Origin of the sequence: Streptomyces sp. JB150 (genome assembly GCF_011193355.1) — a bacterium.
GTDB lineage: Bacteria > Actinomycetota > Actinomycetes > Streptomycetales > Streptomycetaceae > Streptomyces.
Genome location: NZ_CP049780.1, coordinates 1157527 through 1172909 on the forward strand (window position 1 = coordinate 1157527; position 15383 = coordinate 1172909).

Here is a 15383-nt window from a genome sequence, read left to right on the forward strand (position 1 = left end):
CCCCCGGCGTCCCCGGCTCTCCCGGCTCGCGTCCGGGCGCGCTCCGGGGACGCTCCCCGCGGGGCTCCCGCAGGGCTCAGCGCACGCCGACCGCCGCGAGCGCCGCCCGCTGGCGCGGGGTCGGGCGGGCCGGGAAGTAGAGGTAGCAGACGCCGCCGGTGCCGGAGACGACCTTGCCGGAGGCGTTGTACCGCTTGGTCCGCAGCCAGATGTTCTCGAACTCCCGCCGCTTGTAGACCCGCCGCACCGCCTCGTTGCTCGGCGAGGCCGGGTCGTTGGCGATCACGTCGCCGTCGGCGGTGAAGCCGATCACCGTCATCAGGTGCCCGGCGGTGCCGTAGCCCGCGCCGGTCAGCTCCTCCTTCAGGAAGGACTGGGAAGTGATGGCCGGGATGCCGGCCGCGATCAGCGTCTCCAGCTCGGTGAGCGACGCCAGCCGGGTCACCACGCCCTGGAGACCTTTGAAGGTGGCCGCGTAGGCCGCGTTGAACGGCCAGTTGCCGCAGCCCGCGTACTGGTAGTCGTAGGTGTAGCGGGCCGCGTGGCACACCTGCGGGTCGGCGTAGTCGGGGTCGACCCAGGACAGCTGCTCGGGGGTCAGCCGGCCGCCCCAGTACTCGATGATCATCTGCGAGGAGGTGGGGCTGCACCAGGCCTCGCCGCCGTTGTCGTACTCGGGGTACTGGCCGACGTGGATCTCCTGCGAGTAGCGCGGGACGGCCAGCTCCTGGGCGAGGCCCGGCGTGGAGGCGGGGACGGTGAACCGGTCGGGGATGTCGGAGCCCATGGCCCCCACCCGCCACACGGTCGGCGTGAGCCGGGTGCCGGGCCGCCGGTACAGGGTCAGGCGCAGCCGGTACGACACCAGGCGCAGCCCGGACGCCGGGGTGTCGATGGCGAAGGTGTCCGTCCAGACGCTGCTCCTGCCGTCGCCCTGGTCGTCGACCGAGGTGCGCCGGATGTCCTGGTCGCCGGCGGCCCAGCGGCCCATGACGTACCAGGGGGTGTCGGTGCCGTCGGAGTAGGTGCCCTTGAGCTGGATCTGGATCCAGGTGCCGTCGGGGGTGTGCGCGTTCCAGGACGGGACGGCCTCGGTGGCGGGCACGGAGAGGCGGTGGACGGGCGAGGTCCAGGTCGCGTACTCCCAGCGGGAGGTCTTCCCGGTGTGCGGGTCCTGGTAGTCGAGGGTGCCGAGGGGCGTGGCCAGCGCCAGGCCGGGACGGGCGCCGGCGACGGCGCGGGTGCCCTTGGCGGTGCCGGAGCGCCAGTCGGTGTACGTGATCCAGGCGCGGTAGTCGATGGGGCGGGCCGGGGCCGCGGTGCGGGCCCCGCCGGCGGTCGTGGTGCTGTCGGCCAGGGCGGTGCCCGCGCCGCCGGCGACCGCGGCGACGACGGCGGCGGCCAGGACGGTTCGGCGGGACGGCTGTTCGGCTCTGCTCATGGGCGCGTGACTCCCAGGGGTGCGAGACGGGCAGGTCCTTGCACGGCTGTGGGGGGTTGTGTCCGCCAACTATGGACGCGCGTGGACCGCCCTGCCAGCACTTCGGGGCGTGCCACACCCACAAATATTGGTCGACACCTCTGACGGACCCGGTCGGCCCCATGGCCGCCCCCCACGGACGGCTTCGGTCGACTCCTGCCGGCTCCGGTCGGCTCGGGTCGGCTTGCGGTCGGCTCGGGTCGGCTTGCGGTCGGTTCGGGTCGGCTTGCGGACGCTTCGGGGCGCCTCCCCGGACGGCCCGTGGACGGCTCGGGTCGCCCCCCCCGGACGGCTCGGGTCGGCCTGCGGACGGCTCGGGTCGGCCGCAGCCCGGTCGGCCCCCGGACGGCCCCGGTGGGTGCCGGCGGCGGTCCGGTCCCGCCGGCGCGGGATGATGGGCACGTGTCCCACCCCCTGAGCGACCTCGCCCGCGCCCTGCGCCGTCTGCCGCCCTCCTGCGGCCCGGTCCGTCTCGTCGGCGTCGACGGGCACGCGGGCTCGGGGAAGTCCACCTTCGCCGGGCGGCTGGCCGCCGCGCTCGGCGGGGCCCCGGTGCTGCACCTGGACGACATCGCGAGCCACGAGGAGCTGTTCGACTGGACGCAGCGGCTACTGGACCAGGTGATCGAGCCGCTGCGCCGCGGGGCCACCGCCCGCTACGCCCCCTACGACTGGCGCGCCCGCCGCTTCGGCCCGCCGCGCCCGCTGCCGCCCGCCCCGGTGACCCTGATCGAGGGCGTGGGCGCCGGACGCCGGGCGCTGCGCCCGTTCCTGGCGCGCCTGCTGTGGATGGAGCTGCCCCGTGAGGAGGCGTGGGCGCGGGGCCGCTCGCGGGACGGGGAGGAGCAGCGGGAGTTCTGGGACGGCTGGGTCCGGGCGGAACGGCGGCATTTCGCCGACGACCCCTCACGGCCGTACGCCGACCTCCTGGTGCACCAGGTGACAGGGGGGTACCAGGTGCTTCCGGGGCCGGTGAGACGGCCGGGCGAGGACCAGCACGTGACGCTCCGTGACGGGTTGTCTTCGATGTGGTGAACCTGTGAAGACCCTTGCGTGCGAACTTGGCCGAGTGCTCCAACTCGGCTTGACCCAGGGGCCGTACAGGACTTACGTTCTCAATGTGCGGCCAAACGGAGCCGCCGAGAAGACGCGAAGCCCCCGGTTGTTCCCCCGTGACCGGGGGCTTCGTTCTGCCCATATCGCCTTTTCCGGCCCCGGCGCGCTCCCGTTCGCTCACCCTCGGTCACCACACGGTGTGCGCCCCCTCTGCTCCCACCTCGCCAAACGTGCCCTGCGGCGCCCTACGGCAGGTCCCCGGCCCGCGGGTACGATGCCCACTGTCGCAACTCCGGTCCGCTGCACAGCGGTTCGACCGAGCGGCCGCCGGGTGACGGCCCGGCGGTGAACCAGCGGGGGCACGGTTTGTGGGGGGACGTGATGGACTTCGCCGCGCAGGGCCCCGAGGCCCCGGCCGACCTCGCCTGGCTGCGAGGCGTGGACGCCTACACGATGGGCGCCTATCCGCAGGCGGAGGAGGAGTTCCGGACCGCGGTGCGCCTCGACCCCTCGATGGCCGACGGCTGGCTGGGGCTGCACGCGCTGCGCGTCGACACCACCACCGCCCTGCTGCGGATGTTCCGCCACCGTGACCGCTTCGGCGAGCAGCGCGCCCGCCACCGGCGCACCCTCAACTCCTGGTACTGGCTGGGCTGGTGGGTGCAGCCGGTGCTGGAGAGCCCGCGCGATCTGCTGCTCGCGCACGCCTCGCACTGGCTGGACGGCCGGCACGTCCCCGAGCTGGACCGGGCGCTGGCCGGACTGCCGCCGGTCGACACCGATCCGCAGGTGCGTTTCCTGCACGCCTGCCGGGCCTATCTGGTCAAGGACTGGGAGCAGTTGGTCCGGCACACCGACCCGCTGCTCGACGATCCGCTGCTCGGCATCGAGGCGGGCCTGTTCGGCGGCATGGCCCGGGTCCGGCTGGAGATGTACGGGCAGGCCGAGCCCCTGCTGTCCACCGCCCTGATGCGCTGCCGCAGCGAGCAGCCCCAGCGCAAGGAGCTGCGCTACTGGCTGGCGCGGGCGCACGAGGGCACCGGCCGCTCGGCGGCCGCGCTCCCCCTGTACCGGGCGGTGCACCGCGTCGACCCCGCCTTCATGGACACCTCCGCGCGGCTCGCCGCCATCGCCGAGGGCGACGGGTACGACGAGAGCGACGGCCTCACCGCGTTCAGCCTCTCCGGCGCCGGTCCGGACGGCCTCGACGGCACCGACGGACTCGATCCCCTCTACGGCGCCGAGGACCGCAACCTGAAGCTGTCCGACCCCGGACCGCCGCCCGCCGGTCCGCTGCCGTCGGTGGGCGATCCGGCGGTGCGCGAGAAGACGGTGCTGTCCGTGCAGCCGCTGCCGACCGGGCCCACGGACCCCGACCTCCTCGAGGAGGCGCTCGCCGAGCTGGAGCGCATGGTGGGCCTGGAGCCGGTGAAACGCCAGGTCAAGGCGCTGTCGGCCCAGCTGAACATGGCGCGGCTGCGGGCCGGTCAGGGGCTGCCCGTCCAGCCGCCCAAGCGGCACTTCGTCTTCTCCGGCCCCTCCGGCACCGGCAAGACCACCGTCGCCCGCATCCTCGGCCGGGTCTTCTACGCGCTCGGCCTGCTCGGCGGCGACCACCTGGTGGAGGCGCAGCGCGCCGACCTGGTCGGCGAGTACCTGGGGCAGACGGCCGTCAAGGCCAACGAGCTGATCGACTCCGCGCTCGGCGGGGTGCTCTTCGTCGACGAGGCGTACGCGCTGTCCAACTCCGGCTACGGCAAGGGCGACGCGTACGGCGACGAGGCGTTGCAGGTACTGCTGAAGCGGGCCGAGGACAACCGCGACCACCTGGTGGTGATCCTGGCCGGCTACCCCGAGGGCATGGACCGGCTGCTCGCCGCCAACCCCGGTCTGTCCTCGCGTTTCACCACCCGGGTCGACTTCCCCTCGTACCGGCCGCCGGAGCTGACCGCGATCGGCGAGGTGCTGGCCGCGGAGAACGGCGACGTGTGGGACGAGGAGTCGCTGGAGGAGCTGCGGTCGATCGCCGGGCACGTGGTGGACCAGGGCTGGATCGACGAGCTGGGCAACGGGCGGTTCCTGCGGACGCTGTACGAGAAGAGCTGCGCGTACCGCGATCTGCGGCTGTCCACGTATCCGGGGACGCTGACCCGGGAGGACCTGGCGACCCTGCGCCTGCCGGACCTGATGCAGGCGTACGGCGAGGTGCTGTCCGGGCGGGGGCCGCAGGACCCGTCGGCGCTGTGACCCGCCCGGCGGCCGCGCCCGCGGGCCGTCGGACGATCAGCGGCCTGCCGCCCCGCCCGCCGACCGCCAGGCCGATCAGCGCCCTGCCGCCCCGCCCGCGCCACACCACGTGGCGCGGGCGTTCGCGGCCGGGTGCCGAGTCTGCCGCGGTCGGTCCGGCGTCCGGCCGCTCGTCAGGCGGTGAGCACCTCCTCGCCCGACCGCGGTACGGACCCCGACCGCGGCTCGGTCACCGTCGGCACGGGCTCCCGGTGCGCCGGGTCCCGTACCTCCCCGACCAACAGCTCCAGGACGTCCTCCAGGGCCACGAGGCCCAGCACCCGGCCGGAGGCGTCGGCCACCTGGGCGAGGTGGGTGGCGGCGCGGCGCATCACGGTCAGGGCGTCGTCCAGGGGCAGTTCGGGGCGCAGGGTCGTCATCGGGCGCCACAGCTGCTGCGGCACCGCGCGGTCGGAGTCCTCCAGGTCGAGGACGTCCTTCACGTGCAGATAGCCCATGAAGGCACCGGTGTCCGCGGCCACCGGGAACCGGGAGTAGCCGGTGCGCGCGGTCAGCTCGATGATCCGGCCGGGGGTGACCGACGGGTCCACCGTCACCAGCGACTCCCGCGTCAGCAGGACGTCCGTCACCGGGCGCGAGCCCAGCTCCAGGGCGTCCTCCAGGCGTTCGGCCTCCTCCGGGTCGAGCAGTCCGGCCTGGCCGGAGTCCTCCACCAGCCGGTTGAGCTGTTCGCTGGTGAAGACGGCCTCCACCTCGTCCTTCGGCTCGACGCGGAACAGCCGCAGCACGCCCTGCGCGCAGGCGCCGAGGGCCACGGTGATCGGCCGGCACAGCCGGGCGAAGGCGACCAGTCCGGGGCTCAGCCACAGCGCGGCCTTCTCCGGGGCGGCCATCGCCAGGTTCTTCGGGACCATCTCGCCGATGACGAGGTGGAAGAAGACGACGGTGGCCAGCGCGATGACGTAGCCCAGCGGGTGGATCATCGCGTGCGGCAGATGGATCCACGCGAAGAACGGCTCCAGCAGATGCGCGACCGTCGGTTCGGCGACCGCGCCCAACGTCAGCGAGCAGACGGTGATGCCGAACTGGGCGGCGGCCATCATCTGCGGCAGTCGCTCCAGGCCGTAGAGCACCTGGCGGGCGCGGGCCGTGCCGAGCGGTTCGATCTGGCTGCGGCGCACGGAGACCAGCGCGAACTCGGCGCCGACGAAGAAGCCGTTGGCGAGCACGAGCAGCGCGGCGAAGAGCAGTTGGAGCACGCTCATCGGGCGGCCTCCAGGGCGGGGGCGGTGCGCACCAGCCGGACGCGCTCGGCGCGGTAGTGGCCGACCTGGCGCACGGCCAGGCGCCAGCCGGGCAGTTCCGCCCGGTCGCCGACGGCCGGGATCCGGCCGAGCAGGTCGGCGACGAGCCCGGCGACCGTCTCGTACGGCCCCTCGGGGACCTCCAGGCCGATCCGCTGGAGGGTGTCGACCCGGCAGCTGCCGTCGACGTCCCAGGCGGGCCGGCCGTCCTCGGACGGGGCGGGGGCCAGGTCGGGTGCCGCGTCGAGGACGTCGTCGTGCTCGTCGCGGACCTCGCCGACGATCTCCTCGACGATGTCCTCCAGGGTCACGACCCCGGCGGTGCCCCCGTACTCGTCGACGACCACCGCGATGGGCTGCTCGCTGCGCAGCCGGACGAGCAGCGGCCGCACGGGCAGCGTCTCGGGGATCAGCAGGGCCGGCCGGGCGATCCGGGACACCGGGGTGCGCAGCCGCTCGTGGGCGGGTATCGCCAGGGCGTCCTTGAGATGGGCCATGCCGACGACCTCGTCGATCCGCTCCCGGTAGACGGGGAAGCGGGACAGGCCGGTGGCGCGGGTCAGGTTGACGACGTCCTCGGCGGTTGCCGACGACTGCAGGGCGCTGACCTTCACGCGCGGGGTCATCACATGCTGCGCGGTCAGCTCGCCCAGCGACAGCGTCCGGACGAAGAGGTCGGCGGTGTCCTGTTCCAGGGCACCGGCCTCGGCCGAGTGCCGGGCCAGGGAGACCAGCTCGCCCGGCGTGCGGGCGGAGGCCAGCTCCTCGGCGGGCTCGAAGCCGAGGGCGCGCACCAGCCGGTTGGCGACGCCGTTCAGGGCGGCGATCACCGGGCGGAACAGGCGGGCGAAGGCGTGCTGCGGGCCGGCGACGAACCGCGCGACCTGCAGGGGGCGGGACACCGCCCAGTTCTTGGGGACCAGTTCGCCGACCACCATCTGCACGGCGGAGGCCAGCAGCATGCCGATCACCACGGACACGCCGGACACCGCGCCGTCGGGGACGCCGACGGCCGTGAGCGGTCCGCCGAGCAGCTGGGCGAGGGCCGGTTCGGCGAGCATGCCGACGATCAGGGAGGTGATCGTGATGCCGAGCTGGGTGCCGGAGAGCTGGAAGGACAGCTCCTTCAGGGAGGCGACCACCCTGAGGGCCCGTCGGTCGCCTTCGGCGGCGGCCTTCTCGGCCTCCGGGCGCTCGACCGTCACCAGGCCGAACTCGGCGGCCACGAAGAAGCCGTTGGCGAGGATCAGCAGGAACGCGGCTGCCAGGAGCAGCAGGGGGATGGTCATGATGCCGCCGCCTCCGCACGGGCGCGGGCCTCGGGGAGGCGGTCCGCGCTATGTCGGCAGGGGGCGGCGCAGGTACTACAGGACGATCCGTCCATCGCCGGAGAGGGTCACTCCTCGGGTAGCAGGAACCCCTGGCGCGCCGGGGGCACGACAGGGGCGGAGGCGCAGGGAACGCGCCTCCGCCTCACAGATTAATCAAGACAGGGGGTGGTACGGCAGGGTGAACTCCCCCGGTTGTGCCCCCGAGCCGCCCCCGGTCCGCCCCTGAGGCGGCCCGGAGCAGGTGCGGGGCGGTCCCCCGGAGCAGGCTCGTGGCGGTCCCGGAGGCAGTGCCAGGGGCCCCGGTCAGCCGTGCTGCCGGCCGGTGCGGGCCTCGACGAGGGCCCTCAGGGTGCGGGCGTGGGCAATGGCCTGCTCCTTGCCGATACCCGGCTGGATGCCGATGACGGGCAGGCTGGTGCCGTCGCTCAGGTCGAGGAACGCCCACGGGTCACCGACGCGCAGGTTGACCTGGATGATCTCCGCCCACTCCAGCCGGCGGACGCTGCCGAAGTTGACCACCGTCACACCGGACTCCTCGGCGACGACCTTGGGCCGCGCCAGCCGCAGCAGCACCCAGGCCAGCAAGGCGGCGGTGAAGACGAAACTCAGCTTTTCGGGCGGGCTGAGACGCTCCAGCAGCAGCGCGACCAGCGACACCGTGACGAAAATCGCGGCGGCCGCGGTGAGCAGGACGGCCCGGGTCCGGGTGGGCCGGAAGGTGACGGGAAGCTCGGGCAGGGGTGCGGGTTCCGGCATCGTGCGCGCCTTCGTCAGAGCCGGCAGGCGTGGATGGCCGTGGTCAGGATGGCCCGCGCTCCGATGGCGTACAGGTCGTCCATGATCCGCTGGGCGTCCTTGGCGGGCACCATCGCGCGGACCGCGACCCAGCCCTCGTTGTGCAGCGGGGAGATGGTCGGCGACTCCAGGCCCGGGGTGAGGGCGACGGCCTTCTCCAGCTGCTCGACCCGGCAGTCGTAGTCCATCATCACGTACGTCCGGGCGACCAGGACGCCCTGGAGGCGGCGCAGGAACTGCTGCACCTTCTCCTCCTCGGCGTCGGCGCCGGTGCGCCGGATGACGACGGCCTCGGACTTCATGATCGGCTCACCGATGACCTCCAGGCCGGCGTTGCGCAGCGAGGTGCCGGTCTCCACGACGTCCGCGATGACCTCGGCGACGCCGAGTTCGATGGCGGTCTCGACGGCGCCGTCGAGGTGGACGACGGAGGCGTCGATGCCGTTGTCGGCGAGGTGCTTGGCGACGATGCCCTCGTAGGAGGTGGCGACCGTCATGCCGGTCAGGTCCTCCACGCCCTTGGCCGTGCCCGGCTTGGTGGCGTAGCGGAAGGTGGAGCGGGCGAAGCCCAGCGGCAGGATCTCCTCGGCGTTGGCACCGGAGTCGATCAGCAGGTCGCGGCCGGTGATGCCGATGTCGAGCTTGCCGGAGGAGACGTAGATCGCGATGTCGCGGGGGCGGAGGTAGAAGAACTCGACCTCGTTGCCCGGGTCGACGATCCGCAGTTCCTTGGACTCGCGGCGCTGCTGGTAGCCGGCCTCATGCAGCATCTCCGCCGCAGGGCCGGAGAGTGAACCCTTGTTGGGAACGGCGATGCGCAGCATGAGGTCGGCTTCCTTTGCGTGGTGTCTTGCGGGAACGGGTGCGGGGTGCTTACAGGTGGGCGTAGACGTCGTCGAGGGAGATGCCGCGGGCGACCATCATCACCTGGATGTGGTACAGCAGCTGCGAGATCTCCTCGGCGGCCGCCTCCTTGCCCTCGTACTCGGCGGCCATCCAGACCTCCGCGGCCTCTTCGACGACCTTCTTGCCGATGGCATGGACGCCCTTCTCCACCAGTTCCGCGGTGCGGGAGGTGGCGGGATCGCCGTGGGCGGCCTTGTGCTGGAGCTCGGTGAAGAGCTCCTCGAACGTCTTCTTGGACATGGTGGTCCTTACCCTACGCGGTTCCCGGCACCGCTCAGCGCCACGGTTCGGATACTGAACGCAGGGTGGCCGCGGTGGCGACCGCCGCGGTGACCGCCTCGTGCCCCTTGTCCTCGCTGGAGCCCTCCAGGCCGGCCCGGTCCAGGGCCTGCTCCTCGGTGTCGCAGGTGAGCACGCCGAAGCCGACGGGGACGCCGGTGTCGACGGAGACCTGGGTCAGGCCCTGGGTGACGCCCTGGCAGACGTAGTCGAAGTGCGGGGTGCCGCCGCGGATGACGACGCCGAGGGCGACGATCGCGTCGTAGCCGCGTCCGGCGAGCACCTTGGCGACCACGGGCAGCTCCCAGCTGCCGGGGACCCTGAGCAGGGTCGGCTCGTCGATGCCCAGGTCGTGCAGGGCGCGCAGGGCGCCGTCCACCAGGCCGTCCATCACCTTCTCGTGCCACTGCGCCGCGATCACGGCGACCCGCAGGTCACCCACATTGCGTACGGACAGCTCCGGTGCGCCCTTGCCGCTCACGTTCTCGCCTCTCCTCGGTGTTCCTGGGGTGTTCGCTTACTGGTCGCCGCAGGTGGCCGGCACCGCGGGGGTGTCCAGCCAGGGCAGGTCGTGGCCCATGCGGTCGCGCTTGGTGCGCAGGTAGCGGAGGTTGTGCTCGCCCGCGGTCACGGGCATGGGCTCGCGTGCGACGACCTCGATGCCGTGGCGGACGAGGGCGTCGGACTTCTCCGGGTTGTTGGTCATCAGGCGCACGCTGCGCACGCCGAGGTCCGTGAGGATCCGGGCGCCGGCGCCGTAGTCGCGGGCGTCGGCGGGCAGGCCCAGCTCCAGGTTGGCGTCGAGGGTGTCACGGCCGCGCTCCTGCAGTTCGTAGGCGCGCAGCTTGGACAGCAGGCCGATGCCGCGGCCCTCGTGTCCGCGCAGGTAGACCACCACGCCCCGGCCGGCGGCCTGGATGCGCTCCAGGGAGGCGTCCAGCTGCGGGCCGCAGTCGCAGCGCAGGGAGTGGAAGACGTCGCCGGTGAGGCATTCGGAGTGCATCCGGACCAGCACGTCACGGCCGTCGCCGATCTCGCCGTGGACGAGGGCGACGTGCTCGACGCCGTCGACGGTGGAGCGGTAGCCGTACGCGGTGAAGGTGCCGTGCCGGGTCGGCAGGTGGACCTCGGCCTCGCGGCGGACGGTGGGCTCGGACGGGGGTGCTTCCTGCTCGAGCGGAGTCGAGAGCTCGGAGGAGCGGCGGTAGGCGATCAGGTCCTCGATGGAGATGATCGTCAGGCCGTGCTTGCGGGCGAACGGGATCAGCTCGGGCAGCCGCAGCATCCGGCCGTCCTCGCCGGCGATCTCCACGATGGCGCCGGCCGGGCGCAGGCCCGCGAGCCGGGCGAGGTCGACGGCGGCCTCGGTGTGGCCGTTGCGGGTGAGGACGCCGCCGGGCCGGGCGCGCAGCGGGAAGACGTGGCCGGGGCGGACGAAGTCGGACGGCTCGGCGGTGCCGGTCGCCAGCAGCTGGAGGGTGGTGGCGCGGTCGGAGGCCGAGATGCCGGTGGTGACGCCGTGCTCGGCGGAGGCGTCGACGGAGACGGTGAACGCGGTCTTCATCGACTCGGTGTTGTCCGCGACCATCTGCGGGAGCCGCAGCCGGTCGAGTTCGTCGCCCTCCATGGGGGCGCAGATCAGGCCGCGGCACTCGCTCATCATGAACGCGACGATCTCGGGGGTGGCCTTCTCCGCGGCGATGACGAGGTCGCCCTCGTTCTCGCGGTCCTCGTCGTCGACGACCACGACCGGGCGGCCGGCGGCGATGTCGGCGATGGCCTGCTCGATCGGGTCGAGGACGAGGTCCTCGGTGCCGTCGGTGCCGTACAGCAGGGGGGCGGTGGTCATGCCGGGGCTCCTTCCGGGACGGGCCGGCCCGCCCGGCGGGAGCGCAGCCACCAGTCGCGCAGGCCCCACAGGACGAGCGCGCCGTAGATGACGTAGACGAAGCCGGAGAAGGCGTAGCCGTTGGCGAAGTTGAGGGGGACGCCGACCAGGTCGACGAGCAGCCAGGCGAACCAGAACTCGACCATGCCGCGCGCCTGGGCGTACATGGCGACGATGGTGCCGACGAAGATGTAGGCGTCGGGCCAGGGGTCCCAGGACAGTTTCGGGTAGGCGGTGAAGAAGAGGGCGACCGCGACGGTGCCGGCGGCGGCCGCGGCGATCATCGCGAGGCGCTCGCGCCAGGTGGCGAACCGGACGGCGATCTGCCCGTCGCCGGAACCCTTCCTGCCGCGGCTCCACTGCCACCAGCCCCACAGCGCGACGACCATCACGACGGCCTGCTTGCCGGCGCTGCCGGTGAGGTGGCCGAAGAAGGCACCGAAGAGGATGATCCCGGCCAGGAACTGCACCGGCCAGGTCCACAGCGAGCGCCGCCAGCCGAGGGCGAGGGCGGCCAGGCCGAAGGTGTTGCCGACCATGTCGGACCAGATGACGTGCTGGCCGAAGAGGGTGAAGGCCTCGGAGTTGAGCGCGTTCACTGCGCGGCCCCCCGGGTGCCGAGCAGCCGCTCGACGTACTTGGCGATCACGTCCACCTCCAGGTTGACCGGGTCGCCGGGCTGCTTGATGCCGAGCGTGGTCAGGGCGAGGGTGGTCGGGATGAGGCTGACGGTGAAGTGGTCGTCACCGGCCTCGACGACGGTGAGGCTGATGCCGTCGACGGTGATGGAGCCCTTCTCGACGACGTAGCGGGCGAGGTCGCCGGGGAGGGAGATCTTCACGATCTCCCAGTGCTCGGAGGGGGTGCGTTCGAGGATCGTGCCGGTGCCGTCGACGTGGCCCTGCACGATGTGGCCGCCGAGGCGGTCGCCGACGGCGGTGGGCCGTTCGAGGTTGACGCGGGAGCCGGCGGTGAGGACGCCCAGGCTGGAGCGCTTGAGGGTCTCGGCCATGACGTCGGCGGTGAACTCGTCGCCCTCGTGATCGACGACCGTGAGGCAGACGCCGTTGACGGCGATGGAGTCACCGTGCTTCGCGCCCTCGGTGACGACGGGGCCGCGCAGGCGGAAGCGACAGGCGTCGCCGAGGGTCTCGACGGCGGTGACCTCGCCCAGCTCTTCGACGATTCCGGTGAACACTTCCCGGGTCCTCCTGCCTCTTCGGGCACGGACTCCGGGGCTGTCGATGACGACAGAAAGGACGAGCGGGGACACCGGGAGCGACGCCGGAGAGACCCGCCCCGGCAAGGGGACGCGTCCCTGTGGCGGCACGCACGCATGCCCGCCCGCCGCGCACTGCCTCCCATCCGGACTTTAACCGTCGGTCCAGGAATTTCACCTGGTCAACCGGCCGCTGGAGGCGACCGGGTCGCGGACTGTAACCGCCGGTTCGGACTTTCACCGACCCCGGAGTGCGCTGCTTCTGGTACAGGGCCAGTGTGCCACGGCCTGTCGTCGTCCATACGGGAGGGCGGTGTGGGGTGGCTCACAAGACCCCCGGCGCGGTCCAACTCGGGCCCACGGACGGACGCTTGAGATTGGTCCATACCTATTGACGCTCTGGTCTAGTCCTCTCTAGGGTCTGCGCAACTTCCGTGGAGAGGAACCGACTGTGCTGTCCCCCTCGCCTCACCGGGCCAGACCCGCCCTGCTCGCGGCCGCCGGGGCCGTCGCGGGTCTGCTGCTCGCCGGCCTCCCGGCGACCGTCTCGCACGCCGCCGACCAGGAGTCCTGTCGCCCCGACGGCCTCTACAAGACCCCCGGCGTCGACGTCCCGTACTGCTCGGTCTACGACGCCGAGGGCCGGGAGAAGATGGGCGCCGACCACCAGCGCCGGGTGATCGGCTACTTCACCGGCTGGCGTACCGGCAAGGACGGCACGCCCGCGTACCTCGCCCCGGACATCCCCTGGGACAAGGTCACCCACCTCAACTACGCCTTCGCCCACATCGACGCGAACCACAAGATCTCCGTGGGCACGGACGGGCCGGCCAACGCGGCCACGGGGATGACCTGGCCGGGCATCGCCGGGGCGGAGATGGACCCGCAGTTGCCGTACAAGGGTCACTTCAACCTGCTGAACAAGTTCAAGAAGCAGCACCCGGACGTGAAGACGCTGATCTCGGTGGGCGGCTGGGCGGAGACCGGCGGCTACTTCGACGACAGCGGCAAGCGGGTGAACTCGGGCGGCTTCTACGCGATGGCCACCCACGCCGACGGCTCGGTCAACCAGGCCGGCATCGACACCTTCGCGGACTCGGCGGTCGCCTTCATCCGCAAGTACGGCTTCAACGGCGTCGACATCGACTACGAGTACCCGACGACCATGAAGGACGCGGGCAACCCGCTCGACTGGTCCTTCGCCAACCCCCGCCGGGCGGGCCTGGTCAAGGGCTACGCGGCCCTGATGAAGACGCTGCGCGAGAAGCTGGACCGCGCGGGCGCGGCCGACGGCAGGCACTACCTGCTCTCGGTGGCGGCGCCCTCCTCCGGCTACCTGCTGCGCGGCATGGAGACCTTCCAGGTCCAGAAGTACCTGGACTACGTCAACATCATGTCGTACGACCTGCACGGCGCCTGGAACGAGTACGTCGGGCCGAACGCCTCGCTCTTCGACGACGGCAAGGACGCCGAGCTGGCGGCGGCGAACGTCTACGGCAGCCAGCAGTACGGCGGCATCGGCTACCTCAACACCGACTGGGCCTACCACTACTTCCGCGGCTCGATGCCGGCCGGCCGCATCAACATCGGCCTGCCCTACTACACGCGCGGCCACAAGAACGTCCAGGGCGGCACGGACGGCCTGTGGGGCAGGGCGGCGGCGACCACCTGCCCGGCCGGCTCCGGGCTGACCAAGTGCGGTGACGGCGCCGTCGGCATCGACAACCTGTGGCACGACAAGGACGACAACGGCAAGGAGTCCCCGGCCGGTTCCAACCCGATGTGGCACGCCAAGAACCTGGAGAAGGGCATCGTCGGGGACTACGTGACCAAGTACGGCTTCCCCGCCGACACCAGGCTCACCGGCACCTACGCCCGCAAGTACGACTCCACGCTGGTCGCGCCGTGGCTGTGGAACGCCGAGAAGAAGGTCTTCCTGTCCACCGAGGACGAGCAGTCGGTGGCCGCCAAGGCCGACTACGTGGTCGACCGCGGCATCGGCGGCACGATGGTGTGGGAGCTGGCGGGCGACTACGACTGGAACGCGGCCAAGGGCCAGTACGAGGCCGGTGACACGCTGACCTCGCTGATGTACGAGAAGTTCAAGTCGGCCCGCCCGTACGGCGCGAAGGTCTCCAACAAGGCGCTGCCCACCAAGGCGGTGAACATCGGCGTGGAGTTCGGTGAGTTCAAGCTCGGCGACTCCAACTACCCGATCACCCCCAAGGTGAAGATCACCAACAACACGAAGACGACCCTGCCGGGCGGCACGGAGTTCCAGTTCGACTACTCCACCGCGGCCCCGGGCAACGCCTCCGACCAGTCGGGCTTCGGCACGAAGGTGATCAGCAGCGACCACACCGGGAACAACGTCGGCGGGCTGAAGGGCGACTTCCACCGCGTCTCGCTGAAGCTGCCGGCCTGGCAGTCGCTGGCGCCCGGCACGTCGGTGGAGCTGTCCTTCAACTACTACCTGCCGGTGTCCACCCCGTGGAACTGGACGGTGAACATCGCGGGCACCACCTACGCCCTCGCCGGCGACCTGGCGCGCGGCACCACGCTGGTGGAGCCGGGCTCGGGCACCTCGCCCACGCCCGACCCGACGAACCCCACGCCGACACCGACCCCGACGCCCGGCGCGTGCACCGCGCCCGCGTGGAACGCGACATCCGAGTACGGCGGTGGTTCGACCGTGTCCCACAAGGGGCACTCGTGGAAGGCCAAGTGGTGGACGAAGGGCGAGGAGCCCGGCACCACCGGCGAATGGGGGGTCTGGCAGGACCTCGGCGCCTGCTGACCCCGAGCGGACCGGCCCGGCGGCGGTGACGACGGCCCTTGCCCGCCGCCGGGTCTCTCCATCTCCCCGCGTCCCTTTCCC

Annotated in this window: 13 protein-coding genes and 1 riboswitch; of the genes, 3 read left to right on the forward strand and 10 right to left on the reverse strand. The window is 72.1% G+C overall.

Going from position 1 to position 15383, the window contains the following annotated elements:
- Positions 1-76 precede the first annotated feature (76 nt).
- Complete coding sequence (locus tag G7Z13_RS05555) at positions 77-1441, reverse strand: peptidase C39 family protein (protein WP_165996592.1); 1365 nt, start codon at positions 1439-1441, stop codon at positions 77-79.
- A 441-nt stretch (positions 1442-1882) separates the two neighbouring features.
- On the opposite strand from G7Z13_RS05555, the gene G7Z13_RS05560 reads away from it, so the two are divergent.
- Together G7Z13_RS05560 and G7Z13_RS05565 are read left to right on the forward strand one after the other, a co-directional pair.
- A complete protein-coding gene (locus G7Z13_RS05560) occupies positions 1883-2515 on the forward strand; it encodes a hypothetical protein (protein ID WP_165996594.1) in 633 nt (210 codons plus the stop codon).
- A gap of 402 nt (positions 2516-2917) precedes the next feature.
- Positions 2918-4783, forward strand: coding sequence for an AAA family ATPase (locus tag G7Z13_RS05565; protein WP_165996596.1), 1866 nt, complete (start codon positions 2918-2920; stop codon positions 4781-4783).
- A gap of 173 nt (positions 4784-4956) precedes the next feature.
- Here the strand turns inward: G7Z13_RS05565 and G7Z13_RS05570 are convergent, their stop codons facing one another.
- The 9 genes from G7Z13_RS05570 to G7Z13_RS05610 form a co-directional block, all read right to left on the reverse strand.
- Positions 4957-6048 (reverse strand): hemolysin family protein, encoded by a 1092-nt coding sequence (locus G7Z13_RS05570; RefSeq protein WP_165996598.1) that lies wholly within the window; start codon positions 6046-6048, stop codon positions 4957-4959.
- On the reverse strand, positions 6045-7376 hold the full coding sequence (locus tag G7Z13_RS05575; RefSeq protein ID WP_165996600.1) for a hemolysin family protein: 1332 nt from the start codon (positions 7374-7376) through the stop codon (positions 6045-6047). Before G7Z13_RS05575 ends, G7Z13_RS05570 begins: the two co-directional genes overlap by 4 nt.
- Positions 7377-7721: 345 nt before the next feature.
- On the reverse strand, positions 7722-8174 hold the full coding sequence (locus G7Z13_RS05580; RefSeq protein ID WP_165996602.1) for a PH domain-containing protein: 453 nt from the start codon (positions 8172-8174) through the stop codon (positions 7722-7724).
- A gap of 14 nt (positions 8175-8188) precedes the next feature.
- Positions 8189-9037, reverse strand: coding sequence for an ATP phosphoribosyltransferase (gene hisG / locus G7Z13_RS05585; protein ID WP_165996603.1), 849 nt, complete (start codon positions 9035-9037; stop codon positions 8189-8191).
- Positions 9038-9086: 49 nt separating this feature from the next.
- Positions 9087-9359 (reverse strand): phosphoribosyl-ATP diphosphatase, encoded by a 273-nt coding sequence (locus G7Z13_RS05590; RefSeq protein WP_165996605.1) that lies wholly within the window; start codon positions 9357-9359, stop codon positions 9087-9089.
- Between the two features lie 34 nt (positions 9360-9393).
- Complete coding sequence (gene ribH, locus G7Z13_RS05595) at positions 9394-9879, reverse strand: 6,7-dimethyl-8-ribityllumazine synthase (RefSeq protein ID WP_165996607.1); 486 nt, start codon at positions 9877-9879, stop codon at positions 9394-9396.
- 36 nt (positions 9880-9915) lie between these two features.
- Positions 9916-11247, reverse strand: a complete 1332-nt coding sequence (locus G7Z13_RS05600; protein ID WP_165996609.1) for a bifunctional 3,4-dihydroxy-2-butanone-4-phosphate synthase/GTP cyclohydrolase II — start codon at positions 11245-11247, stop codon at positions 9916-9918.
- Complete coding sequence (locus G7Z13_RS05605) at positions 11244-11885, reverse strand: nicotinamide mononucleotide transporter family protein (RefSeq protein ID WP_165996611.1); 642 nt, start codon at positions 11883-11885, stop codon at positions 11244-11246. The genes G7Z13_RS05600 and G7Z13_RS05605 overlap by 4 nt, the downstream gene beginning before the upstream one ends.
- Positions 11882-12484: a riboflavin synthase gene (locus G7Z13_RS05610; protein ID WP_165996613.1), complete on the reverse strand. Its 603-nt coding sequence runs from the start codon at positions 12482-12484 to the stop codon at positions 11882-11884. Before G7Z13_RS05610 ends, G7Z13_RS05605 begins: the two co-directional genes overlap by 4 nt.
- Before the next feature lie 149 nt (positions 12485-12633).
- A riboswitch (FMN riboswitch) is annotated at positions 12634-12764 on the reverse strand.
- Positions 12765-12956: 192 nt separating this feature from the next.
- Here G7Z13_RS05610 and G7Z13_RS05615 point away from each other — a divergent pair.
- Entirely contained in the window at positions 12957-15302 is a 2346-nt protein-coding gene (locus G7Z13_RS05615) for a chitinase C-terminal domain-containing protein (protein ID WP_165996615.1), read from the forward strand.
- Positions 15303-15383: the final 81 nt, after the last annotated feature.

What these genes read in the sequence shown, in the direction of transcription:
- G7Z13_RS05555 (WP_165996592.1), bottom strand. Translation starts at nt 1,441, where the DNA reads ATGAGCAGAGCCGAACAGCCGTCCCGCCGAACCGTCCTGGCCGCCGCC.
- G7Z13_RS05565 (WP_165996596.1), top strand. Translation starts at nt 2,918, where the DNA reads ATGGACTTCGCCGCGCAGGGCCCCGAGGCCCCGGCCGACCTCGCCTGG.
- G7Z13_RS05570 (WP_165996598.1), bottom strand. Translation starts at nt 6,048, where the DNA reads ATGAGCGTGCTCCAACTGCTCTTCGCCGCGCTGCTCGTGCTCGCCAAC.
- G7Z13_RS05575 (WP_165996600.1), bottom strand. Translation starts at nt 7,376, where the DNA reads ATGACCATCCCCCTGCTGCTCCTGGCAGCCGCGTTCCTGCTGATCCTC.
- G7Z13_RS05580 (WP_165996602.1), bottom strand. Translation starts at nt 8,174, where the DNA reads ATGCCGGAACCCGCACCCCTGCCCGAGCTTCCCGTCACCTTCCGGCCC.
- hisG (WP_165996603.1), bottom strand. Translation starts at nt 9,037, where the DNA reads ATGCTGCGCATCGCCGTTCCCAACAAGGGTTCACTCTCCGGCCCTGCG.
- G7Z13_RS05590 (WP_165996605.1), bottom strand. Translation starts at nt 9,359, where the DNA reads ATGTCCAAGAAGACGTTCGAGGAGCTCTTCACCGAGCTCCAGCACAAG.
- G7Z13_RS05600 (WP_165996609.1), bottom strand. Translation starts at nt 11,247, where the DNA reads ATGACCACCGCCCCCCTGCTGTACGGCACCGACGGCACCGAGGACCTC.